Origin of the sequence: Aerosakkonema funiforme FACHB-1375 (genome assembly GCF_014696265.1) — a bacterium.
Lineage (GTDB): Bacteria > Cyanobacteriota > Cyanobacteriia > Cyanobacteriales > Aerosakkonemataceae > Aerosakkonema > Aerosakkonema funiforme_A.
On the sequence record NZ_JACJPW010000035.1, the window covers coordinates 22798 to 47652 of the forward strand.

Sequence of the window (24855 nt, forward strand, 5' to 3'; positions counted from 1 at the left end):
GGGAATAGGGGTATGGCACATAGGGGGATAATCTAAGCCGATTTGGGTAATTTTTTTATTTTGGTAAAATTTTTATTTTTCTAGTCAGAAAGTATGAAGCCCCTCCCCGTCAATGGAGAGGGGGTTGGCCTTGCTACCAATTAGACCAAAATAATCTAAACTAATGCTGCCGATGCTTTCAAAGCAAAAATTTTCTCGATCGCATCTTCCACGACTTTATCGGGAGTAGAAGCACCGGAGGTAATTCCCACTACAATTTTGCCTTCTGGTAACCAATTTTCTTTTACCTCTAAATTACCGTGCAACAGTTTATGCTCAACCCGATTTCCTGGCAAAATACGTTCGGCGCTATCGATATGATAGGAAGGAATTCCGCGCTCGCTGGCAATTTGCTGTAATTGCGTGGTGTTGGAAGAATTGAACCCACCAATAACTACGATTAAATCGAGGCTTTCTTGCACAAGATTTAACATAGCATCTTGACGCTCTTGCGTAGCATCGCAAATTGTGTTAAAGCTTTGGAAATGATCGTTTAATTTGTCAGGGCCGTACTTTCTCATCATCGTCCGCTCAAACAGTTTGCCAATCTGTTCGGTTTCGCTTTTGAGCATAGTAGTTTGGTTGGCAATACCGATATGCTCTAAATCGATATCCGGATCGAATCCTTTTGAGAAAGCACGACTGAATTTAGCCAGGAATTCATCGCGATTGCCACCGTTAAGAATATAGTTGGCAACATATTCTGCCTCTTTCATATCTAAAACGATGAGATATTTATTAGCAAAAGAACTGGTGGCGATCGTTTCTTCGTGTTTGTACTTGCCGTGGATGATGGAAGTGTAATTCTTTTTCTTGTGTTTCTCAACAGTATTCCAAACTTTAGACACCCAAGGGCAAGTAGTATCTACTATTTTGGAACCTTTGTCGTTAAGCAGCTGCATTTCTTGGACGCTGGCACCGAATGCGGGTAAAATCACGACATCATCGGCACTAACGCAGGAAAAGTCCTTTTTACCTTCCACAACGGGAATGAACTGCACCTGCATCTCCTGCAATCTTTGGTTTACAGAAGGGTTGTGAATAATCTCGTTAGTAACCCAAATGCGTTCGGTGGGGAAATGTTGGCGGGTTTCGTAAGCCATCGCTACAGCTCGTTCCACACCCCAGCAAAAGCCAAATGCCTCCGCTAGCCGGATGGTAACGTCACCCCGTTGCAGGCTGTAGTTATTATCGCGGATTTGCTGAATTAGATTGCTTTGATATTCGGATTTGAGAACATCAGCAACTTCGTCTTGATGACCGAATCCTTTGCGGTGGTAGTTCTCCGATTGTTGGAGCGATCGTTTGAAGGCTTTTGTATCCATTGGCGTTTTTTCTGATAATCCATATCCAGCTGTTATCAGACTACCACTGAAGAAAGGGCGTCGGGGCTAGGGGGCAGGGCGTCGGGGAAGAGAAGCATTAGGTGTTGGTGGCTGAAGTTGTGTTTGGCTGTAGAGTATCAAAGCGGAACGCCAAACTAGGTAGCCTTGACGACTCAGGTGTAATCCATCTGTAGTCAGTTCGAGGCGGAGATTGCCGCGATCGTCAGTAAAGAGGGGATATAAATCGAAGTACTTGGCATTTTCTTCTTGAGCGATCCTCTCAAGTTCTTGGTTAAGCGAACGAATGCGATCGGCAGGAATGGCAAGTAAGCGATCGCGTCCCTCCCAAGTTGACTCTTCCCCCCCGTGCGGCAAAATCGACTGCACTACAATTTGCGCTTGGGGGTGAACCCGCCGCAGACGCCGCACAATTAAACGATAGCTCCATAAAATGTCTTCGTCTGACACCCCGCGAATCAAGTCATTGATGCCAATCATGACAAAAATAGTCTCAGGGTGGGTGCGGTCAAACAAATCTAATCTCCGCAGCAGCCCAGCGGAAACTTCCCCGGAAATCCCCTGATTTAGCCAGCTTTTACCGAGAGGTAATAAATCTGGCGGGAACCACAAACTCAAGGAATCCCCAGCCAAGATGTTTAAATGCTGGGGCGGTTTATCGGCTACTACTTTTGCTTCCTGTGCCAGGATACTCACCCACTTTTGATAGCTGAGGCGATGGCGCTGCCCCAACCCAGAGGAGGATGCAGGTAATTCGCGCATCAGGTTTTCTCGCGTTGTCGTGGCATTGAGGCGGGATTCTATGGGCGACCAGTAATCCCGCAGCAGCCAGACTAGCAGCAGCATTAATAACCCATTAGCAGCGAGGGATAAAATCGCCCAGTTAGGATAGGTTTTCCAGCGATGGGGCACTCGATCGAATTTAACTGATAAAAACCTTACGGAAAGTATGGAAATCGGTCTTGAGACAAGAACCTATTTTACCTGACTTAGGTCAGGTTTCATTGAATATTTTTAACACATATCAGTGATTGTTCATGGTTCATAGCTTACTTTTGCGTTTTCGCGGCTATGAACCCTGAACTGCAAACTCTTTCCCAAAAGGAGAAGCACGGCTACTCGTTTTTAAAACTTAGCCCCGAAGCAAACTCTTCTCCGTAACCTTCTTCGCCGTGTTCGTTGATATCCAACCCTTGCTCTTCGACGATCGGCTTGACACGCAAAGCCATAACTGCCCCCAAAGCTTTGAGGATGATCAATGTGCCGATCGCTGCAAAAACGTAGGTTGCCGCCACACCAACGAATTGCTTCCACAATAGCTCTGGATGGCCTGCAAGTAAGCCATCGGCTCCACCTGAGTTAATCAGTTTGTTGGCGAAAACGCCTGTCAGAAGAGCGCCTACTGTACCGCCGACACCGTGGACGGCATAAGTGTCGAGAGAATCGTCAAATTGCAATTTAGCCTTGAGGCTAACAGAATAGAAACAGCAAAGAGAGGTGATCGAACCGATCAAAATAGCTGCAATGGGAGAAACGAATCCTGCTGCTGGGGTGATGCCTACGAGTCCGGCGAGGAAGCCGGTGGCAATGCCGATCGCAGTTGGCTTACCTCGAAGTACCCATTCCACAATTATCCAGGTCAGACCGGCAGCTGCTGCTGCTACGGTTGTAGCTACAGAAGCAACGGCTGCCAGACCGGAGGCTCCGCCGGCACTACCGCCGTTAAAGCCAAGCCAACCAAACCAAAGCAAGCCGATTCCCAGTAAGACATAAGGGACGTTGTGAGGTGCTGCCGGTTGTGTCGGGTAGGTTTTGCGGGGGCCAAGAATGTAGACTGCGACCAAAGCGGAAACACCGGAACTGATGTGTACAACTGTACCGCCGGCAAAGTCTAATGCTCCCAAGTCTAGGAGCCAGCCACCTTTACCCCAAACCCAGTGAGCTAGGGGAGAGTAGATAAAGGTAGACCAAAGCAATATAAACCAGAAATATGCTTTGAAACTCATCCGCTCAACGATCGCACCCGAAATCAAGGCGGGTGTGATGATGGCGAACATCATGTTGTAAAGCATGAAAAGTTGATGCGGAATCGTGCTGGCATAGCCGATCGCGCTTGGTTTGTCGAACTCAACGCCGCTTAAAAATGCCCATTTCAAGCTACCGATGAACGGATTGGCAGTAAAAGCAGGATCTTGTCCTGGGTTGATGGTATTTGGTGCAAAGGCGAGACTGTAGCCCCACAGCGCCCAGGTAACGCCGACAACTGCCATGAGGATCAAGCTCATCATCATGGTGTTGAGGACGTTGCGCGATCGCACCAATCCTCCATAGAAAAATGCCAATCCGGGCGTCATTAACAACACGAGACCGGTGGAAATCAACATCCAGGCTGTGTCACCAAAATCGATCGCAGGCTGTGCAGTAGCAGCACCAGAAGCTTCTTGGCTGGAAGCATCCGGTGTGGGGACGACAGGTAATGGAGCTACTTCTGCTGGTGAAGCTGTTGGGGATGGAGATATTTCACTTGTAGGACTTGGGCTGGCAGCATCTGTGGGGGAAACCGTAGGCGATGGTGATGCTTCCGGCGAACCCGTGGGCGATGGTGACGCTTCTGGCGAACCCGTAGGCGATGGTGATGCTTCCGGCGAACCCGTAGGCGATGGCGATGCTTCCGGACTAGATAGCGTAGGAGAAGGACTTGCTAAAGGTGATGCGTCCTGGGCAAATGTGTTTTCCACCATTAACCCAAAAAATAGACACACCGAGATTAAGCAAGCAATGAGAAACTTTTTTAACACTTGTTTGTTCCCTTCAATATCGAAGAGTTGGCAGAAATGAATTCAATTGAACGAACTTTAAGTATCAGCTTTCTGTATTGTGTTATACAGATTTTTACCCTAAAATATGTAATGTGAGGGAGCGAATTGAGCGGGTAAAAATCACCAGATCTTTGTCTGTAAAGCTTAGATTCCAAGCGTTTGGAAATTGAGAGTTGCTGTAACTGAAAATTAGTTGCAGCCTAAAAAAATATCTGCCCTAAGTTCATCTCAAATAAACTTTAGAACTCAGGACAGAGTAGCTTCAGTCAAATTTGCGACAATATAAGCTGCAAATTAACTTTAAGCTCGAACTAGAAACCAGTGGTGAAGTTACCGGGCTTAGAGATACCGCGATCGCCAGCAGCTTGTATATTACTACCGCGTGCTTCTTTGAGAAAACCGCTGTAAGCTTCCATACCGTGTTCGCCAATATCCAAGCCGACGACTTCTTCTTCTGGAGTTACTCGGATACCAAGGGTGGACTTCAGCGCCAACCAGAAGATCGTGCTGACCAGAACTGTTATACCTCCCACAGAGAGAATGCCAACTACTTGAGGAATCACCTGCGTCAAGCCGCCACCCAGGAGTAAACCTTTGGCAGGGCCACTCGTGTACCAAGAGTAAACGTCAGGGCCAACGCTAAACAAACCAACAGCTAGGGTTCCCCACACACCGCAAACGAGGTGAACTGAGGTAGCGCCCACAGGGTCATCAATTTTAATTCTGTCGAAGAACGTGACTGAGAAAACTACGATTACTCCGGCTACTAAACCAATGATGAAAGCGCTGCCAACGTTAACGTAAGCGCAAGATGCTGTAATCGCAACTAAACCAGCCAAAATGCCGTTGATAATCATGGAAAGGTCTGGCTTGCCCAGGTACAGCCAAGCGACAGTTGTGGCGACAACTCCACCAACAGCACCGGCCATGTTAGTTGTGAGCGCAATATGAGTAATGGCATTAGCATCAGCAGCCATTGTCGATCCGGGGTTGAAGCCAAACCAGCCCAACCACAATATTAAGCAACCTAAAGTGGCGATACTCATGTTATGACCGGGCATAGCATAGCTTTGCCCATCTTGATATTTACCCAGCCGTGGGCCTAAAAAAGCAGCTCCCATGAGCGCTGCCCAGCCACCAACCGAGTGAACTACGGTTGAACCGGCAAAGTCGTAGAAACCCATTTTTGCCAGCCAGCCACCGCCCCAAATCCAGTGTCCGGTAATGGGGTAGGCAATACCCACAAGTAAGACGCTGAAGATTAAGAAGTCAACGAACTTAATTCTTTCAGCAACGGCTCCAGAAACGATCGTTGCTGCTGTGCCGGCAAATACTAACTGGAACAAAAATTTGGCAGAAAGGGGTACGCCAGTCCAGTTGAGCGAGCTGAAGATACCTTGATAAGCATCTCCTGTGGCGGGACTGTTATCTGCTCCGCTGAGGAAAAAGCCACCGCTGATGCCGATGAAACCATTGCCATTGCTAAACATCAGACCAAAACCAATTGCCCAGAACGCAATGGTAGAAAGGGCAAAGACAATCAGGTTTTTAGCTAATACATTGACGGCGTTTTTCTCGCGGCAGAAGCCTGTTTCTAACATACAGAAACCGGCGTTCATAAAAAACACTAAAAAAGCGGCGATCGCAACCCATAGAGTATCTAAAGCCACCTTCAATTCGGCTGTTGTTGGCCCAGATGCGGCGGGAGCATCTTGGGCTACGGCTACGTAACCCCATGTCAGCACGACCAAAGTTGCCAGGGGAATGCAGGCTTGCCAACTGGGAGACAGTCGCTTGATGGCTATTTGCAACTGTTTGAACATTTTGGCATTTCCGGAAAGGTGAAATTGCCAATTGGAAAAAAATTTCCTTGTTTTAGTTCTCGATCTCTTCTTTTTGAGCATGAGTTTAGACACGATCTCTGTACTATCTTTGATTGAACGAAACACAACCAACCGTTTAGTCCGAATTGCCGCTTACCAATGAATTTGAAGTTAGTGTAAATACAATACGGCACAAACGCAGTAGATTACTCAACTTGGGATTAAATTCCCTATTAACATCTCAAAAGAATGCTATTTACCCCTGCAAGTGCTAAGATTTTCCATTCCATTTAAAAAATATTTCTGTATCAAATAATACTTTTTCTTCCGATCGGGCTACAAATCTGCGAGCTTCTGGTTTGACTCTGCGGTACGAATGTCTGGAGTAAAAAAGCCATTTGTGTCTCAGAATAATTTTTATGTGAATTAAATTATTGTGAATAATTGTCAATAAATACAATTAAAATCGAGCGATTGACAAGATGCGATCGACCCAAACATAGAGTGTTGCGATCGAAGTGGGTACTTTAGTCGATCTTCTACGACAAACACCATTTTTTTCCAAAGCAAAACTTTTCTGTCTGGCTGCACTGCCATACAGACTTTCTATATAAATAGAATATATCTTAAGATAGAGATTAATATAGATTGAAAGTAAATTTACCAGGCTAGGCTTATGATATGTAGTCGCGATCGAGAAAACAACTTCCTGACGGCGGAAAACCTTGAGCTTCCCGGTAGCCCCATATCGCTTAATTCGAGATTTTATATTGAGCGGCCTCCCACTGAAGCTCTCGTCTATACAGAAATATCCAAGCCTGGTAGTTTAATCCGCATTCGAGCGCCTAGAAAAATGGGGAAAAGTTCCCTAATGCTGCGCCTGCTTAACCAAGCTGCCACTTTAGGCTACTGTACAGCCACAATCGATTTTCAGCAGGCTGAAACCGCGATTTTTGAGAGTTCCGACAAATTCTTGCGCTGGATGTGCAGTAACCTGGCACGGCAGTTAAAACTAGCACCCAGCCTGGATGAGTACTGGGACGAAGGTATGGGTAGCAAAGTCAGCTGCACCATTTATTTGGAAGGATATTTGTTAGGACAAATTAATGCTCCGTTAGTGTTAGCGCTTAATGAAGTCAATCGGCTATTTGAATACCCGGATATTGCCCAAGATTTTTTTTCACTCTTGCGCTTTTGGCACGAACAAGCTAGAACAGTAGAAGTTTGGCAGCAACTTCGATTAGTTTTAGTACATTCCACAGAAATATATGCTTCTTTAAGCATTAATCAATCACCATTTAATGTAGGATTAACTCTAAAATTACAAGAATTTACAGATGAGCAAGCTCAAGATTTATCACAACGCTTCCAACTAAATTTGAGCAAAAATCAAATTCAGCAATTAACCAAGATGGTGGGAGGACATCCCTATTTAGTGCATATGGCTTTTTATAATCTTTGTTGTTATAAAGGCACGTTAGAAAAGTTGTTGCAAGAAGCTCCTACTTACACTGGTATTTATAGCGATCATTTACGAAACCTCTGGTTGACAGTAGAAAAACAATCGGAATTGGCAGCAGCACTGCAAGAGGTCATCGAAACCGAAGCTAGTATTGAATTAGAGCCTTTGATTTCCTATCAGTTAGAGCGACTGGGCTTAATTAAGTTGGAGGGCAATAATTGTATTGTATCCTGCGATTTATATCGGCTTTATTTTCGGCAATTAAATTTAGCAAACAAAAATAAAACCGTACTTAGGATCGAAGAATTGCAACAAGAAAATCAAAAGTTACAAAGTTTAATGTATCTAGATACTGTGACTCAGGTTGCCAATCGCCTTAAGTTCGATTGGGAATTTATCAGCAAATTTTACAAGGCACAGAAGTTACAGCGAATGATAGCCAAGAACATACAGAATTAATTTTATCAGGCTTAATTGTCAAATATCAAGGTTATTTAAAAGTCAAAAATCCAATTTATGCCAGTGTATTTAATCAGGTATGGGTTGCCTCAGAATTGGGTAAATTGCGTCCCTATTCGCAAACCTTTGATGCCTGGATAGCTTCTCAACAAACCGATGAATCGCGGTTATTGAGAGGACAAGCCTTAAAAGATGCTCAAATTTGGTCGCAAGGAAAAAGTTTAAGTGATTTAGATTATCAATTTTTAGCTGCTTCAGTTGAATTTGACAGTAGAGAAGTACAACTAGCTTTAGAAGTAGAACGCTCTAAAGCTATTGAAGCACAATTGAAAGAGCAACAACAAAAAGCCAAATTACAAAAAATATTTTTAGGGACGATAAGTGTTGCTTTACTCATTTCTTCGGGGTTGGGATTATTCGCATTTATACAATACGGAAAAGCCCGAATTAGTGACAGAGAAGCCAGAATTAGTGAAATCAAGGCGTTAGCATCATCTTCGGAAGGATTATTTGTATCACATCGCGAGTTAGATGCAATGATTGATGCCATTAAAGCTAAACGTCGCCTGCAAAACTTAAAAAATATTGATGTAAAAACGATTGAAAGTGTAGAAAATGCCTTGAATCAAACAGTTTATTCCAACAATGAATATAATCGTTTGATTGGGCACAAAGGCAGCGTTTTAAGCGTGGATATCAGTCCAGATAATCAATTAATTGTTACTGGTAGTAATGATAAAACTGTTAAAATTTGGAAACTAGACGGCACACTATTACAGACATTAAAGCATACAGCAACTGTCCATCGTGTTGCTTTCAGCCCTGACAGTCGTATGATTGTTTCTGGCAGTTTAGATGGGAGTCTTAAACTTTGGGGCGTTGATGGTAAGTTAATTAAAAATATTCCCGCGCATCAAAGTGCAGTTTGGGGAGTAGCTTTTAGCCCTGATGGTAAACTGATTGCTTCTGCTAGTGGGGATGGAACTGTCAAATTATGGAAATTAAACGGTAAACTCCATCAAGCTTTAAGAGGTCATCAAAAAAGTGTGTGGAGTGTTGCCTTTAGCCCTAATAGCCAGATGGTTGCTTCGGCTGGATTTGATTCTACAGTTAAACTGTGGAGTATTGACGGTACTTTACTGAAAACCCTAGAAGGACACAAAAATGCTGTCTGGGATGTGGCATTTTGTCCATCACAGAATTTATTAGTTTCTGTCAGTGCTGATTACACTGCCAAAATATGGCAAACTGACGGCAAGTTAGTTAAAACTCTCAAAACCGATAATTCTATTGTGGGCGTTGACTGTAAAGGTGAATATATTGCTACCAGTGGTAGAGATAATTTCGTAAAAATCTGGAAAATAAATGGCACTTTTATTAGGAATTTAAAGCAACATCAAGCTATTGTGAGAGATGTAGCATTGAGTACTAATGGTCTTATAGCTGCTTCTGCTAGTGATGATGGAAAAGTTAAACTCTGGAAACGCAATAAATATCTCTTAAAACCACTATACGTCCATAAAGACACGATTTGGGATTTAGCTACCAGTAAAGATGGTAAACTATTTGCCTCAGTAAGTGGTGATGATACAATAAAATTATGGAGTACTAATGGCTTACTTCAAAAAAGTATTACGCAAAAAGAATTTAAGGGTAGGACGTTGACTTTTAGTACCGATAGTAGGATTATACTGGCAGGTGATATTAACTATATCCAAATTTGGAATTTAAAAAACACTAATGATAAATTAAAGGTAAAATTGTTAAAAATTTTCCCAGGAAATAATGTAAATCTTTTTGCAATTGCAGTGACTCCAGATCGCAAAATGATTGCCTCTGGAGGAGATAATAAAATGATTAAATTATGGGATTTTCAGGGAAATTTGTTAACCAGTTTTTTCGCACATAATGAAAGGATCTGGAAGTTAGGCTTTAGTTCTGATGGTAAATTTATCGCCTCCGCCAGCGAAGATGGTACGGTAAAAATCTGGCACAAAGATGGCAAGCTAGTAAGAACACTCAGACATAATGGTGCTGTGTGGGGAATGGCTTTTAGTCCGCAAGGGAATCTAATTGTTACTGCCAGTCGAGATGATACTTTAAATTTTTGGCGATTAGACGGAAAACTCTTAAAAAGAGTATCAGGAAAAAGTAACGGTTTAACGCGAGTTACCTTTAGTCCAGATGGTAAAACAATTGCTACTGGAGGAGTTGACAATACGGTAAAATTATGGAGCATCACAGGAGAGTTACTGCATACTTTACCGGGACATGAAGGTATGGTAATTAGTCTGGATTTTACTGCGGATGGTAATTTTTTGGTTTCTGGCGGAGATGATGGCTTGATTATTATTTGGGATTTAAAGCAAATTCGTACTCTCAATAACCTCGATTATGCTTGTAATTGGGTAAGAGATTATTTACGAACAAATGTGGGAGTAGAGGAGAGCGATCGTCATTTGTGCGATCGCATAGCCAAACCATAGACTTACACGAATGATTGCAAGAGGGTTTTCATAGTAATTCCCCAATATCCGTAAATTTTTCGATTAGTTTTAAGGCATTTTATCCAAATACTGCTTGTAGCCTATTTCATCTAGTTGCGCTTGTTTTTGTAATACCGATTCTGCTAGACTTTGACGATATTGCTGAACTTTTTCTAGCAATTCTGACTGATGGCTAGCTAAGATTTGTACTGCTAAAAGTCCCGCGTTTTTGGCGTTACCGATCGCAACTGTTGCGACGGGAATTCCGGCTGGCATTTGTACGATCGAATATAGGGAATCCACACCTTGCAAGTGGCGACTGGCGACAGGTACGCCAATCACGGGTAAGGGTGTCAGGGAAGCAACCATACCGGGTAGGTGTGCCGCACCGCCCGCACCGGCGATAATCACTTTGATGCCTCGCTGGTGAGCGCTTTTGGCGTATTCTACCATGCGATCGGGCGTGCGGTGGGCAGAGACGATCGCGACTTCGCAGGGGACACCGAATTCTTCGCAAACTGCGATCGCTGCCTGCATGGTGGGCAAATCGGAATCGCTACCCATAATAATACCTACTAATGGTTGAGTCATTTGTTAGTTGTCAGTTGTTAGTTGTCAGTTGTTCGGAAAACTTTGGTTTGATAAACATATATAACTATATCAGCTTTTTATATTTATATTTTAGACATCGATCGACTTTAATAAATTTACAAAAACATACGATATATACATAAATTTTAGCCATTTTTTTGGCAAATTGGGTTTCTCACAGCGCGATCGCATCCCATTCGTGATAAATTGAAGATCGGAAATAATCACAGCAGTACAAAAGTAGCCGATCTCAGCCCCGATGGATATTATCAACGCTAGAGTACCCGAATATAAAGCTTTACAACAAATATCAATTGATGCGGACGGCATCATTCAAGAAATTTCGCCCATGTACCTTGTTGGCAAACCGTCACCGGATAAGCAAGTTATCGACGTAGCGGGCGAGTGGGTTTCGCTGGGTGGTGTCGATTTGCAAATAAATGGGGCGCTAGGCTTGGCATTTCCAGATTTGAATGCAGATAATCAGGACAAATTGCCAGAAATTTGTCAATTTCTCTGGGAGCGGGGCGTTGACGCTTTTTTGCCTACCCTTGTGACAACTTCAGTAGAAAACATTCAGCGAAGTTTATCTATTTTTGCCGATTTTGTGATAAGGCAACCCCAAAATAAACCTACAGCTAAAATTTTGGGAGTACACTTGGAAGGGCCATTTTTGAATCCTGAAAAACGAGGGGCGCATCCAGCCGAGTACTTATTGCCGCTGACAATTGATAATGTAAAACAAGTTTTGGGAGATTACGCAGATATAGTCAAAGTAATCACTCTCGCACCAGAATTAGATGCAACCGCAGAAGTAATTCCATATTTGCTTTCCTGGGGAATTACTGTTAGTTTAGGGCATTCGCAAGCTACATCTACCCAAGCGGAACAGGCATTTAAATTAGGCGCTACGATGGTGACTCATGCCTTTAATGCTATGCCCAGTTTACATCATCGCGAACCAGGTTTGTTGGGATCTGCGATCGCCAATCCGAATGTTATGTGTGGTTTGATCGGTGATGGACAGCACGTCGATCCTACGATGATGAAAGTATTGCTAAAAGCTAGCAGCTATGCGAAAGGAATTTTCTTAGTCAGCGATGCTTTAGCACCTTTGGGATTGCCGGATGGTATTTACCCGTGGGATACTCGTGAAATAGAAGTTAAAAACGGCACGGCGAGACTTTTGAATGGAACGCTTTCCGGGACAACGCTACCTTTATTGGTTGGTGTGCAGAATTTGGTGAAGTGGGGAATTTGCGACGCGGAAGAAGCGATCGCACTGGCGACAGTTGCACCCAGAGAAGCGATCGGCATTAATGGTATTATCGGTAAACCTGCGTCTCAGTTATTGCATTGGCAGATGACTCAAGCGGAAGGTAATGGCGAAGCGATACTGACATGGAAAAGAATATTTCCAAGTTGTGAAGATGTTTGATGAAAATCAGTTGTAGAGAAGTTTCATATCATGTCCGGTGGCTTTGGTAGTATATGAGCGATAGGAAAGATTATCTGTGGGTATTAGGGGTTAAATTTCTACCGCAGATGTAAGCAGATAAACGCAGATAAACGCAGATAAGAAAGTGATTTTTTGTGCAACCGATGCTACCGGATAAGATAAGTTTTTATTGTCACCACAAAAACTTCTTTCCCTAACCCCTAGCCCCGACGCCCGACGCCCTAACTAGATTTTCTAACCTAACTCTAAAGTTGTCACTCCAAAAATATGGGCAATATCAATGTTAGGTGTGCCGCGATTGTACATCCGCACGCATTCAAATACTGGCTTCATCCCATAACTTTCAGCCAAAGCAATCGCCTGCGGATTTGCATCGGGTGTATCCAAAAATATGGGTTTACCGAAACTAAAACTGCTGAGACATTGAAATAAAGTTTCAGCGATTTGAGCATCATCGGCAAAGAGGGGGCCAATTTTAAATCCGGTGCGGCATTCTCGAATTACGCCATAACCGGATAAATTGCCATTTTTAATATAGGCATAGCCCGCACGCGCTGGCGGATTAATCCATTGTTCTAGAAACGCAGGACGAGAAGCAGGAAAATGTTGGCGATCGTATTGCAGAATATCTGTAAATGGGATATTTTTTAGAGATACAACATTGTCAGGCGGTGCGATCGCTATTCCCACACCTTCATAGCGAATATGACGATAAGCTGCCTGAAAACCAAACTTGCGGTAATTCTCCACTTGTGCTACAACACCATCTAAGGCAACGTTGCGATCGCCCAACAGCTGCAAACCAGCATTCCAAGTTCGCAAACCAAAACCTTGACCCCGACGATCGGGTTTGACAATATACAAACCGACAAAACCAAAAGTATCGTCGTAGCGTACCGCCGAAATACTACTGATGAGTTCCCCGTCGATCTCTCCCATCAAGAAACCCCCCGGATCGGCAGCAAAAAAGGCGTTAGCATCGTTAATACCGGGATTCCAACCCTCTGTTGCTGCCCAGTCGAGAGCGAGTTCCAAATCAGAGAGGCTCATCGATCGAATTGTAAATCTGTCAGCAGTCATAATTATGCGAAATAAAGTTTTATCCAGTGCGCGTCATAAGCCGTATAGTATGTAACCGTTGGGAAAAATTGCAAATTCGCGCAGATTAATTATATGAACGCAGCCGACGATAAAACCATTGTTCAGGACTACTTCAACTCTACAGGCTTTGACCGCTGGCGGCGTATTTATGGCGATGGCGAAGTCAATAAAGTCCAGCTCGATATCCGCGAGGGACATCAACAAACAGTAGCTACCACACTCAGCTGGCTGACGTATGATGGCAATGTGTCAAAGCTATCAATCTGCGACGCCGGTTGCGGGGTGGGCAGTCTCAGCATTCCTTTGGCGCAAGATGGAGCTAAAGTTTATGCTAGCGATATCTCCGAAAAAATGGTGGCAGAAGCAAAGGAAAGAGCCGCAGCTGCTTTGAGTAACACCGATAATCTCACCTTCGCCGTACAAGACTTAGAGGCGCTGAGTGGTAGATACCACACCGTCATTTGCCTCGATGTCTTGATTCACTATCCCCAAGATAAAGCAGCCGAGATGATTGCACACCTCGCTTCTTTAGCTGAGTCCCGTCTGATTCTCAGCTTTGCACCGAAAACTTTGTGTCTTAGTTTGCTTAAAAAAATTGGCAGCTTTTTCCCAGGTGCGAGTAAAGCGACTCGCGCTTACCTGCATCGCGAAGCTGATATCGTGGAAATCCTGAAAACTTGTGGTTTTACAGTGCAGCGACAAGATATGATCCGCACCCGCTTTTATTTCTCGCGGCTACTGGAAGCTACTCGTAAATCAAGTTAAAATCGCAGCAATAGTAGCGCGATCGGCTGGAACTATTATGAAGATAATCAAAAAATTGTCTGCGGGTTTACTGCTTGCATTTGGAGGTATTTTTCTGATGGTTCCAGTCTTAGTTTGGACATTTCCAGATAAGGATGCTTCTCCAGAAGATATACAGGAGGATAAAGATGCTGCCTTGGGTGGTTTATTCCTCGGTATTCCCTCTGTAGCGTGGGGTGCTTGGCTGGCGGGGGGATTGCACAAACAAGCAAAGAAAGAAGAATGCGATCGCCTCAATTCGATTTTTTATCAAATTCTCAAAGAAGGAAACGGACAAATCACTGTATTGCGCTTGGCAATGGAGGCAAAATTACCTGGAAAAGTAGCTAAGCAATATTTAGATGAAAAAGCCAAGGAGTTTCAAGCCAATTTTCATGTCACTGAAAACGGCGACATTATTTATCGGTTTCATTTGTAATTGTTCAAAAGCAGATTATGACTAATATTTTTTTGAGCGTGGCGGCTATTTTAGGTGGATTATCTGTGGCACTGGGCGCTTTTGGAGCCCATGCTTTGAAAGAAAAATTAACAGAGCGATCGCTCGAAATTTTTGAAACAGGCGTTCGTTACCAAATGTATCACGCTTTGGCACTTTTGTTAGTGGCATTGCTGTTAACTCGCGCTGAAATACCCCAAACTTCTTTAATAGCATCTGGATTTGCTTTCATCGCTGGTGTTGTCATTTTTTCCGGTAGTTTGTACGCGCTGAGTTTGAGTGGCGTTAAATGGCTGGGAGCAATAACACCCTTGGGGGGAGTAGCTTTTATCGTGGGATGGGGTTGTTTGGCAGTTGCTGCTTTCAGCTTTAAGTAGCTGAATATCTAACCGTAGGGTGGGGAAAGGTACGGAAAATTAATTATTGGTTGAAAGTACTAAACTTGTCACCCATACCTATCACACCCTACAAATTACAAGCATCAGTTACCTAAAAAATCGCTTTCTTATCTGCGTTAATCTGCGTTAATCTGCTTACATCTGCGGTAAAAATTTAAACCCCAATTCCCACAGATAATTATTGGGTGTAATTTTTAACCAACCGATCGCATTCTCAACCTTATCAGCAAATCGTTTAACGCCTGTTTAGCAGCAGGGGATTCCGGTAATGTACTATTTTGAGAAGCTGTTTCTAATTCACCAAGCAAACGATTAAATTCTCTTTGATGAAACTCTATATCGACATCTGCCAATACAGATTTTTCTCCACCCTCTAATTTGCGTGCAATTAGATCGGGAATGTAAGGCAATTTAAAATTTTCATTCAATGTCACTAAGTTCGCTTCTACAACGCCTGTTTGCATCAGGTAAATGCCTGTCAGCAGCACGCGATAGATATAAAGTAAAGGTTTAATTCGCCGCTCTTTTTCAAACAATTTCCATTGCGTTTTGGCGAATCCCAAATAATGATGAACGTGATGGCGGGTGATGCAGTCTTTGGCAATAACTTTCAATTCTTCGTGTTCTGGCGTAGTGCGAACAACCAAGGGCGAATACAACTGTTCTAAAACGTAGCCATTTTTTTTGAGTAGCAGCGAAAAGAATTTTTTGATATCGTGAGTTACGAGGTCAATTTCTAAATTGTCGCGGATTTCGGAAAGTTCGATCGTTTCCCGTCCTGGATCTAATCCTATCACTTCCGGTACTGGCAAAATGTGGCAACCGCGCAAGTCAAAGTCAGAGTCTGCTGAGGGGAAACCATACAAATGTGCCCCGCTAATTGTGGCGAATAAAAGCGGGTATGGTTGCTCGTCTGTGACTGCTATCAACTGCTGTTCATTTGCCATAATTGTTTGCTGTTATAAAAAACTAATTGGGTATTTTTTCAGCTTTGCAGTATATTTTATTTGGTGTTTGATTGAAATATTTGAACAACGCAGGACATAACCAACCTTCCATATTTTTATCTTGCCAGCGATACCAATTGCCGCCATATTCTTGTTTGACAAAAACCAATTCGGCTTGATATCCTGGAAAAGGATTTTCGGAAAACAAAAGTTTGAATCCTTTATCCGCGTTCGGGATATTTTGCACGAGAAGATCTATCATTTGGGGGATGCCGCTGACAAATGGTTCGCGAATAAGTCCGACGCGATCGTCATCAAAAACCCAGGTATACTCATATCGATATGGAAAGATTACCATCATGGCGTTAGACATTAAATTTATCTCCTTATCAAGGTTGTATAAAGGTGGGCAATGCCCACCCTAATCGCGCCTACCTCTGAAAAAATTACGAGATTTTTTTGAGCCAGGTCGATCGACACCTCCAGGCGAATTGTTCCGCATTTCTAGAGGCGATAATTGCTCTTGCGTTCGCACGTCATCGGTATTAAGGATAGGATTTTCCGAGTCAAGGCGTCTGTTTTGCAGAATTTGAATTTCTCTCTCAAATTGCCGCCTTCCTTCTCTGAAGAAGTCTTCCGAACTCGATCGAAATAAACCATTTGTGACGCGCTGCGGAATGTCGATCGCTCTTGTCGGTAAAGTTACTAATAAAACTATTGGAAATGCCAGCGCTGTAGCTGTAGCGATCGTTGCAAAAATCTGGTTTTGAATTATTTTCATCTTTCAATACCATAAAAATTTTACGCTGTCAATTATATTATATGCTCTAAAATCATAAATGTTTGGGCAGATCCCCGACTTCTCCAAGAAGTCGGGGATCTCTGTGCTGCACTCAAATCGAAATTTAGATTCAATAGGCAGAAAGTAACCTAAAATGCTATTAAATTAGCAAAAGATGCCTCAATATGTGCCGATTGCTTGGTTATCTTGGCCCACCGATTCTGCTCGATTATATTTTATCCAAACCGGAGCATTCGCTGATCGAACAAAGCTACCAACCAAGAGAGATGACATCTGGGTTGTTGAATGCTGATGGGTTTGGTATTGGTTGGTATCACGCACAACGAGACACCGATCCTTTTACTTACAAAAATTTGCTGCCCATCTGGAACGATATTAACTTACCGAACCTCAGTCGCTATATCGAGTCGGGTTGCATTGTTGCCAATGTTCGTAGTGCCACTGCGGGACAAGCAGTAGATTTGAGTAATTGTCAGCCTTTTCGTAGCGATCGTTTGTTATTCACTCATAATGGCTTTATCGAAAATTTTCGCCATAGTTTATACAGACCGATACGCAGCCGACTGAGGGATGAAACTTACCAGGCGATTGATGGTTCTACAGATTCAGAACATATTTTCGCACTGCTGATTAACGAGTTGCTAGCTAACCCAGATATTAATTTAGAAAAAGCATTGCAAAATACGTTAATAACTTTGTCGGAGTTGGCGCAATTGCATCAAGTCAATATCTCTGCCAACATCATTGTTACGGATGGAAAGCAATTAGTTGCATCTCGCTTTGGTAGGGGGAAACCTGCACCTTCGCTTTATTGGTTGCGGGACGATCCAGCTTTTCCAAATGCGGTAATTATTGCTTCGGAACCTTTATTTGCTGGGAATTGGATCGGCTTTTCTGAAAATAGCGTTATTAGTGTGGGAGAAGACCTTGATATCCAAATCGATTCGTTCTGAACTAAGCCAGTCCAGTACCGCAGACGAACGGCGACAAGAAATTAAACAGGCGATGCAGCTTTGTCGTGCTGGTACTTTGGCGCTATTTGAAGATATCGATCGCACAACTTTTTCCCAACAACCGCATCCAGAATTTAGTCCTGTAGGTTGGCATTTAGGTCATATTGGCTACGCGGAGGCTTTGTGGTTGTTGGAACATTGTGCAAAATCGCAGTTACCTCCTCTTACCAAGGATGGAAAAATTATCCCCTATCGTCACTTGTTGGCAGCTGATGGTTTACTGAAGGGAGAACGGGTTAATTTACCGACACTTGCAGAAATTTGCGCTTATTTGGATACAGTAAGAAAAGAAGTTTTTGATTATTTGGAAAGAGCGCCTTTAGATGAGGAAGAACGTCTTTGGCGGTTTATCATTCAACATGAAAGCCAGCACAGCGAAATTATTTATTTCCTATTGCAATTGCAACGACGGTCATCGCTCAATCCTCAATTTTCAGAAACACAACTAATAACTGACAACGGACAACTAACAGAGACGATCGCAATTCCGGCGGGTGAGTTTGAGATGGGGAATGATACGATCGATGCTTTGGATAACGAACGCCCCTGTCATCGAGTTTACCTGGATACTTATCAGATCGATCGCTACCCGGTGACTTGCGGACAATATCGCTTGTTTATGGAAGCAGGAGGCTATCAAAATCGGCAATGGTGGACACCTGCGGGATGGGAATGGTTGCAAGCAAATCAATTTACACAACCGCTTTATTGGATAGAAGACTCAGCATGGGACGATCGTCCCGTTTGTGGCGTTAGCTGGTACGAAGCAGATGCCTTTGCGCGATTTGTGGGCAAGCGACTGCCAACAGAGGCAGAATGGGAAAAAGCGGCTAGTTGGGATGCAGCAGCCAATCGTCGGCGCACATATCCGTGGGGTGAGGAAAAACCGAACGCGCATCTATGCAATCACGACTGCATAAAACAGAAGCAACAAGGAAATTCCGCAATCCAAAATCCCACCACCCCAGTAACTGCTTACCCTGCCGGTCAAAGTGCATACGGTTTGTACGATACTCTGGGGAATGTCTGGGAATGGACATCTAGTTGGTTCGATGGTTACGAAGGTTTTGAGTACTATCCTTACCGGGGATATTCGCAAGTTTATTTCGATCGACAGCATCGAGTGCTGAAAGGTGGCAGTTGGGCCACCCGTCCTTGGGCATTGCGCTGTAGCTTTCGCAACTGGTATCACCCAGGTGTGCGGCAAATTTTGGCAGGATTTCGGTGTGCAATAGGTAGGGGTTAGGGGAAGAAGGGCGTTAGGGATTGTGATAGTTTTGAAACATCGGCACCATGAGTCATATCATATCCGGTAACATCGATCGCGTAAAAATATCCCTCTCTTATCTGCGTATATCTGCGTACATCTGCGGTAAAAATTTACTCCTCTATCCCAGCAGAAAATTTTCCGCATCACTCTTACACTATCGGCACAACCAGACAAGGATCTTAAGTCGCCTTTTGGTGGGAAAATACGGAAAGAACGGACGCGATTTGGAAACATCTTGCGCTGGTGCGATTTTATCGTGTGGTGCTTTGTGTTTCACTGATTTAGTCTGTTGTGCAAATCTTTTTTATTTGGCGTTATTGTAGCGTGCGCGAAGCGCGATCGCTCCCATACAAACGGAGGTTGAATGACGATATCTAAAACTGCAAGCGGTAAAGCTGCTTTTCCATACACGATCGAAAAACGCTTGCAGATAGAGTATCTACTCAGCGCCACGGCGCTTTCCCAACATAAACAGTCTGACGGTAGCGATGTTGTCTGGGGATTGACTCAGACTCCCAAAACTATACCGCCGCGATATTTTTATGACGATCCCGGTTCCCAATTATTTGAGCAAATCTGCGAGTTACCGGAATACTATCTCACACGCACAGAAGGTGCAATTTTGCAAGGGTGCGCTGCTGAAATTGCTCGACTGACGGGTGCGTGCGAAATTGTGGAACTGGGTAGCGGTAGTTCAACTAAAACCCGCATTCTACTTGATGCCTACAATAAATTAGGCTACCCCCTGGGCTATGTGCCGATCGACGTGAGTGCTGGCATCCTCGAAAGCAGTGCGAGGGAATTGTTGGCAGATTATCCATCGCTGGTTGTTCGAGCTTTGGTTAGCACTTACGAACTGGCGCTGGAAAGACTGGAAGCATCTCGCTTGGCGACGCGGATGATTTGTTTTTTGGGTAGCACGCTGGGTAATCTCAATCGAGAAGAGTGCGATCGCTTTTTATCCCAAATCGCCGATGCGCTCAATGTAGGGGAATATTTCTTGCTTGGCGTAGATCTGCAAAAGTCGGAATATCTGCTGAATGCAGCTTATAACGACAGTCAAGGTGTCACGGCAGCTTTTAATTTGAATATGCTGGAGCATCTGAACTGGCGTTTTGATGGCAATTTTGACAAAGCGCAATTTGAACACTGGGCTTTTTACAACAAATCTCAGTCTCAAATTGAAATGCACTTGCGGAGTGTGCGATCGCAAACTGTGCAATTACGCGCTCTCGACCTCACAGTTGAGTTTGAAAAAGGCGAAACAATTTTTACGGAAATTTCCCGCAAATTCGACCTCAACTCCATACAGAAGGAACTCCAGGGACACGATTTAGTACCTCTTCAGGTTTGGACTGACCCAAATCAGTGGTTTGGTGTCCTTCTTTGTCAGATGCAAAAGACAAAATCAGTCTCCGTTACTGCTTAAAAAGCAGGATTATTTTCTGGTTTTGTTGAGGCGCACAAATATGTGCGCCTTTCACGTTATTTTAAGAAATAAATACATTTTTTAACTTTGCTCTTGAGGTAAATAAACCAAAGGTAATTGTAGCCTGGGCACTCCCAGCCTACAATTTTGTCCATAGCTACACAGAAACCCGGTTTCTAGGCTGTACTTTAGGGAACTGAAATCCGTTATAAGCAATTGCTTAAAACTCAGATGCGAAAAGCGCTTGTTATGACATTTTAACAAAGTGTATGAAATTTTAGTATAATTACTGAGTAATTTTGCTTACAAAAGTGTTTTAATTATAATTGTAAGAAAAAATTAAAGGGTGGCTGATTATGTTAGCCAACTTAAAGCTGAGAAAGTTATTGTGGCTGGGGTATTCTTTACCGATTACCTTAATGATTGTAGAAAGCGTAATAATAGGGGTTGCTTCGGTTAGAGTATCTGAGGGTTTTGTTAAAATAGATAGAGCGGAAGAAGCGATCGTTCAAACAAATCAAATGGCTGTGTCATTGTTGATGATGGTGCGTGATTTTAGAGGGTTTCTTCTCTTCAAGCGACCAGATTTACTAAACACATTTGAAACCAACTGGCTATCATTCCAAAATGCTTCTGAAGCTGCCCAAAAAGTTGTCGATAAGCCAGAACAAAAAGAGCGTCTAACTAAAATGATTGTTCAGGGCAGGGAATGGAAAAATGACTTTGCTAATGGCGTAATTAAAATGGCAATGTCTGGCAAAAGGGAAGAAGGATTGGCAATAGTACTATCAGGAAAAGGGGTAATTAGGGTTGATAAGTTCGATAAACTGAACCGAGAATTTAGCGAGGCAGCAAGAGCAGAACTGAGGGCAACTCAAACAGAAGCAAAAAATACATTGAACTCTCTAGTTTTAATGGCAGTGGGAGGGGCATTTTTTTCTGCGATCCTGAATGCGATCGCAGCTTATTGGATATGCAAAAAAGTAGCCCAGAGTATAGATAGAGAAACAGAAGTGATAGTCAGCTGTGCAAGTGAATTGGCTGTGACAGTAGAACAGCAGGAACGTGCGAGCAGTCAACAGGTTGGTTCTGTGAACCAAACGACCGTCACAATGGATGAATTGGGCGTTTCTTCCCAACAATCCGCCAAACAAGCAGAATCTGCTGCTACTGGTGCCCGTGAGGCATTAAACCTAGCTTTAAAGGGCAGCAAATCAGTAGCATATAGTTTAGATGGGATGGCTAAACTAAAGGAAAAAGTGAGCGCGATCGCCGAGCAAATTTTACACTTGAGTCAGCAGACGAATCAAATCGGCGAAATCTCGCGTTTTGTCAGCGATATCGCCAATCAGACAAATATGCTAGCCCTAAATGCAACGGTAGAAGCGGTGCGGGCGGGAGAAAATGGTAAAGGGTTTGGAGTTGTGGCGGCGGAAATTCGCAAACTAGCAGATGAGAGTAAAAAATCCGCAGTAAAAATTAACATCCTTGTTGCTGATATTCAAAGTGCGATCGATTCAACAGCAATCGTCACGAATGAAGGTACTAAAACTGTAGAAGAAGGAGTCGAAGTTGCCAAAAGCACAGCAGAAGCCTTCACGGGAGTGATGAATGCGATCGACAGCGTTGCTTTAAACAACCAACAAATCTCGCTCAATATCAATCAGCAAGCAGTTGCCATAAATCAAGTTGCCGATGCTATGAATACAATTAACTCGGCAGCAAAGGAAACAACTGGCGGTATTTCTCAAGTAAGGCTGGGAATTCAAAAACTCGATGATAGCGCACGCAACCTTAAGGCAGTTGTTTAAGAGACAACGATCGCACAACTGCCGCCAACTTGGTATTGCCGGAGCGATCGGCGACAATAGAAATCTTAACTCGCATATCTCTGACATCTAGAATGAACACCATCAAATACCTCCTCTCGGAAGACCAAATGCCTACTGCCTGGTACAACATACAGGCAGATTTATCCACACCTTTACCCCCCGTTCTCCATCCCGGTACGGGTCAACCAATTACTCCCGATGACCTGATTCCGCTTTTTCCGATGAGTCTCATCGAACAGGAAGTCACTCAACAACGTTGGATTGAGATACCAGACGAAGTAAAATCTATCTACCGTCAATGGCGACCGACACCACTTTATCGCGCCCGCCGACTGGAAAAAGTCCTCGATACTCCCGCCAAGATTTACTACAAATACGAAGGTGTCAGCCCTGCCGGAAGTCACAAACCCAATACTGCCGTTGCACAAGCTTACTATAACAAGCAGGCAGGCGTAAAACGATTGAGTACGGAAACGGGAGCCGGACAGTGGGGTTCCTCGCTAGCGTTTGCGGGGGCATTGTTTGGGTTGGAAGTATTAGTTTATATGGTAAAAGTTAGCTATCACCAAAAGCCTTACCGCCGTGCGTTGATGGAAGCTTATGGAGCGAGAGTAGTTGCCAGTCCCAGTCAAGAAACTCAAGCTGGGCGATCGATCCTAGCATCGCACCCCAACAGTACCGGTAGTTTGGGCATTGCTATTAGTGAAGCGGTAGAAGTTGCTGCCCAAGATGACGGAACTAAGTATGCTTTGGGTAGCGTTCTTAACCACGTTTTGTTGCACCAAACCGTAATTGGCTTGGAAGCTTTAGCACAGTTAGAAATGGCTGGAGATTATCCAGATATTGTAGTTGGTTGTACGGGTGGGGGTAGCAACTTCGCTGGCATTGCTTTTCCGTTTCTGGGTGCAAAGCTGCGGGGTGAAAGAGATGTGGAGATTATTGCTGTCGAACCTGCGGCTTGTCCATCTCTGACTCGTGGCAAGTATGCTTATGATTTTGGCGATACGGCTCACTTAACTCCATTGGTAAAAATGCACACTTTGGGTAGCACGTTTGTACCGGAAGGCATTCATGCAGGTGGCTTACGGTATCACGGGATGGCTCCCCTGGTAAGTCATGTAGTGAATTTGGGATTGGCGAAACCGCGTGCGGAATATCAGTTAGGTTGTTTCGCGGCAGGGTTGACTTTTGCTCGTGCAGAAGGTATTTTACCCGCTCCCGAAGCCAATCATGCAGTGAAAGCAGCGATCGACGAGGCATTAAAATGCAAGGAGTCTGGGGAAAGTAAAGTGATTCTATTTAACCTTTGCGGTCACGGACACTTCGATATGCAAGCTTACATGGATTATCAAGCTGGAAAATTGGTAGATACTGAATACAGTGCGGAAGAAGTGGCGATGGCTCTTTCTGGATTACCCGTTGTTGGTTAAAACGAATGTTGGCTGATTTTTTGCCGCCTTCAGTTGTTAATTCTCATTCGACAAAATATTGAGGGAGATGAATTGCCGCATCAATTTGTCAAGGCTGCGGTTGCAAGACTAACGGATATTTTATCTTCGATTTAATGGATATTCGCACAAACTGCATAGCGTTAAAAATTTTTGGCAGTGTGGGCGATCGGATCGTACTCAAAACGTCGGTAATGATAGGTTTCACCATAAAGATTGAAACTAAAAGTTGGTTCTTCGCCAATTGCTTTGACGCTATGGATAGCATCACTGGTGAAACTGATAATATCACCCTCAAGCAATATGATTTCGCCGACCGATTCAATTCGATGGGGAAACTTGGCATCGGGGACGCGCCGCCAGATCGTGTTGCTTTCCTCTCCTTCCAGAATGGCAATAATCCCCCAATTTCCATGATTGTGAATGGTAGAAACGATTCCCGGTTGCGCGAGTGCGGTTTGCACCGTCAACGGGTAGCCAAGTTCGTCATACAGCATCAATGCCGGAATCCCGGTGTCCGAAGGTTCGGGTTTTTGAGTCCGAAGCCAGTAAGAGTTGGTAATCAGCCGCCGCACGATTAACCGTAATGCTGCCAAACACTCAATTTCGTCGTAGCCTTGGTTGAGTACATCTTCCACTTCGGTGAGAAATCGGTGCAGGTAGTAGGGAGTCCGCAACAGATCCCACTCTTTTGCGGGTTTGCATACCTGCCAATTTCCATCTCCAGTTACCAAAAAATCGCGGTTTTTCATATAAATAGCCTACCCTGTCTCACAATCGGGATATTCATCGGTAATGGCAAGTGCTTGATTTATGCAACCATTCGCCAGTTCCAGATTATCTTCATCAGCAGATGCCAGCAGTAGCAATTTGAACAGTTTCAGAGAGTTGTAG

The 24855-nt window shown here is 43.9% G+C and carries 22 protein-coding genes and 1 pseudogene; 13 read left to right on the forward strand and 10 right to left on the reverse strand.

Translation table 11 applies throughout. From position 1 onward, the window contains the following. Window positions 1-155: 155 nt before the first annotated feature. The 3 genes from H6G03_RS14950 to H6G03_RS14960 form a co-directional block, all read right to left on the reverse strand. Window positions 156-1364, reverse strand: coding sequence for a 4-hydroxy-3-methylbut-2-enyl diphosphate reductase (locus H6G03_RS14950; protein ID WP_190465163.1), 1209 nt, complete (start codon window positions 1362-1364; stop codon window positions 156-158). A 66-nt stretch (window positions 1365-1430) separates the two neighbouring features. Continuing rightward, entirely contained in the window at window positions 1431-2294 is an 864-nt protein-coding gene (locus H6G03_RS14955; RefSeq protein WP_322111912.1) for a GDSL-type esterase/lipase family protein, read from the reverse strand. A gap of 203 nt (window positions 2295-2497) precedes the next feature. Beyond that, window positions 2498-3790: an ammonium transporter gene (locus tag H6G03_RS14960; protein WP_456057570.1), complete on the reverse strand. Its 1293-nt coding sequence runs from the start codon at window positions 3788-3790 to the stop codon at window positions 2498-2500. On the opposite strand from H6G03_RS14960, the gene H6G03_RS38055 reads away from it, so the two are divergent. Next, on the forward strand, window positions 3753-4220 hold the full coding sequence (locus tag H6G03_RS38055) for a hypothetical protein (RefSeq protein WP_242060405.1): 468 nt from the start codon (window positions 3753-3755) through the stop codon (window positions 4218-4220). The genes H6G03_RS14960 and H6G03_RS38055 overlap by 38 nt on opposite strands. Before the next feature lie 292 nt (window positions 4221-4512). Here H6G03_RS38055 and H6G03_RS14965 read toward each other — a convergent pair whose 3' ends face one another. Beyond that, window positions 4513-6024, reverse strand: coding sequence for an ammonium transporter (locus H6G03_RS14965; protein WP_242057060.1), 1512 nt, complete (start codon window positions 6022-6024; stop codon window positions 4513-4515). 676 nt (window positions 6025-6700) lie between these two features. Here H6G03_RS14965 and H6G03_RS14970 point away from each other — a divergent pair. Both H6G03_RS14970 and H6G03_RS14975 read left to right on the forward strand, forming a co-directional pair. Further along, window positions 6701-7945: an AAA-like domain-containing protein gene (locus tag H6G03_RS14970; protein ID WP_190465164.1), complete on the forward strand. Its 1245-nt coding sequence runs from the start codon at window positions 6701-6703 to the stop codon at window positions 7943-7945. Continuing rightward, a pseudogene (locus tag H6G03_RS14975) lies at window positions 7873-10431 on the forward strand (WD40 repeat domain-containing protein); the annotation flags it as partial. The gene H6G03_RS14970 and the pseudogene H6G03_RS14975, both read left to right, overlap by 73 nt. 69 nt (window positions 10432-10500) lie before the next feature. On the opposite strand, the gene purE reads toward H6G03_RS14975, so the two are convergent. Further along, on the reverse strand, window positions 10501-11022 hold the full coding sequence (purE, locus tag H6G03_RS14980) for a 5-(carboxyamino)imidazole ribonucleotide mutase (RefSeq protein ID WP_190465166.1): 522 nt from the start codon (window positions 11020-11022) through the stop codon (window positions 10501-10503). 259 nt (window positions 11023-11281) lie between these two features. On the opposite strand from purE, the gene nagA reads away from it, so the two are divergent. Further along, window positions 11282-12460, forward strand: a complete 1179-nt coding sequence (nagA, locus tag H6G03_RS14985) for an N-acetylglucosamine-6-phosphate deacetylase (protein ID WP_190465167.1) — start codon at window positions 11282-11284, stop codon at window positions 12458-12460. 255 nt (window positions 12461-12715) lie between these two features. Here the strand turns inward: nagA and H6G03_RS14990 are convergent, their stop codons facing one another. Continuing rightward, window positions 12716-13561, reverse strand: coding sequence for a GNAT family N-acetyltransferase (locus H6G03_RS14990; protein WP_190465168.1), 846 nt, complete (start codon window positions 13559-13561; stop codon window positions 12716-12718). A 93-nt stretch (window positions 13562-13654) separates the two neighbouring features. On the opposite strand from H6G03_RS14990, the gene bchM reads away from it, so the two are divergent. The 3 genes from bchM to H6G03_RS15005 all read left to right on the forward strand — a co-directional run bounded on the left by bchM (window position 13655) and on the right by H6G03_RS15005 (window position 15199). Then, complete coding sequence (bchM, locus tag H6G03_RS14995; RefSeq protein WP_190465169.1) at window positions 13655-14347, forward strand: magnesium protoporphyrin IX methyltransferase; 693 nt, start codon at window positions 13655-13657, stop codon at window positions 14345-14347. Between the two features lie 97 nt (window positions 14348-14444). Next, entirely contained in the window at window positions 14445-14804 is a 360-nt protein-coding gene (locus H6G03_RS15000; protein WP_242060406.1) for a hypothetical protein, read from the forward strand. Window positions 14805-14821: 17 nt separating this feature from the next. After that, window positions 14822-15199, forward strand: a complete 378-nt coding sequence (locus H6G03_RS15005) for a DUF423 domain-containing protein (RefSeq protein WP_190465171.1) — start codon at window positions 14822-14824, stop codon at window positions 15197-15199. A gap of 215 nt (window positions 15200-15414) precedes the next feature. Here H6G03_RS15005 and H6G03_RS15010 read toward each other — a convergent pair whose 3' ends face one another. The 3 genes from H6G03_RS15010 to H6G03_RS15020 are packed head-to-tail and all read right to left on the reverse strand — an operon-like array spanning window position 15415 to window position 16948. Next, on the reverse strand, window positions 15415-16167 hold the full coding sequence (locus H6G03_RS15010) for a nucleotidyltransferase domain-containing protein (protein ID WP_190465172.1): 753 nt from the start codon (window positions 16165-16167) through the stop codon (window positions 15415-15417). 22 nt (window positions 16168-16189) lie between these two features. After that, on the reverse strand, window positions 16190-16540 hold the full coding sequence (locus H6G03_RS15015) for a DUF6717 family protein (protein ID WP_190465173.1): 351 nt from the start codon (window positions 16538-16540) through the stop codon (window positions 16190-16192). A gap of 48 nt (window positions 16541-16588) precedes the next feature. Continuing rightward, complete coding sequence (locus tag H6G03_RS15020) at window positions 16589-16948, reverse strand: hypothetical protein (protein WP_190465174.1); 360 nt, start codon at window positions 16946-16948, stop codon at window positions 16589-16591. A 185-nt stretch (window positions 16949-17133) separates the two neighbouring features. Between H6G03_RS15020 and egtC the strand changes: the two genes are divergently transcribed. From egtC to H6G03_RS15050, 6 genes are all read left to right on the forward strand, one after another. Continuing rightward, entirely contained in the window at window positions 17134-17922 is a 789-nt protein-coding gene (egtC, locus tag H6G03_RS15025; RefSeq protein WP_190465175.1) for an ergothioneine biosynthesis protein EgtC, read from the forward strand. Between the two features lie 52 nt (window positions 17923-17974). Then, complete coding sequence (locus H6G03_RS15030; protein WP_190465200.1) at window positions 17975-19228, forward strand: SUMF1/EgtB/PvdO family nonheme iron enzyme; 1254 nt, start codon at window positions 17975-17977, stop codon at window positions 19226-19228. Window positions 19229-19275: 47 nt separating this feature from the next. After that, window positions 19276-19575 (forward strand): hypothetical protein, encoded by a 300-nt coding sequence (locus H6G03_RS15035; protein ID WP_190465176.1) that lies wholly within the window; start codon window positions 19276-19278, stop codon window positions 19573-19575. 41 nt (window positions 19576-19616) lie between these two features. Then, on the forward strand, window positions 19617-20681 hold the full coding sequence (gene egtD, locus H6G03_RS15040; RefSeq protein WP_190465177.1) for an L-histidine N(alpha)-methyltransferase: 1065 nt from the start codon (window positions 19617-19619) through the stop codon (window positions 20679-20681). 356 nt (window positions 20682-21037) lie between these two features. Beyond that, window positions 21038-22492: a methyl-accepting chemotaxis protein gene (locus H6G03_RS15045; RefSeq protein ID WP_190465178.1), complete on the forward strand. Its 1455-nt coding sequence runs from the start codon at window positions 21038-21040 to the stop codon at window positions 22490-22492. A 92-nt stretch (window positions 22493-22584) separates the two neighbouring features. Further along, window positions 22585-23943, forward strand: coding sequence for a TrpB-like pyridoxal phosphate-dependent enzyme (locus H6G03_RS15050; protein WP_190465179.1), 1359 nt, complete (start codon window positions 22585-22587; stop codon window positions 23941-23943). Between the two features lie 161 nt (window positions 23944-24104). Here the strand turns inward: H6G03_RS15050 and H6G03_RS15055 are convergent, their stop codons facing one another. Next, window positions 24105-24713 (reverse strand): cysteine dioxygenase family protein, encoded by a 609-nt coding sequence (locus H6G03_RS15055; protein ID WP_190465180.1) that lies wholly within the window; start codon window positions 24711-24713, stop codon window positions 24105-24107. Window positions 24714-24855: the final 142 nt, after the last annotated feature.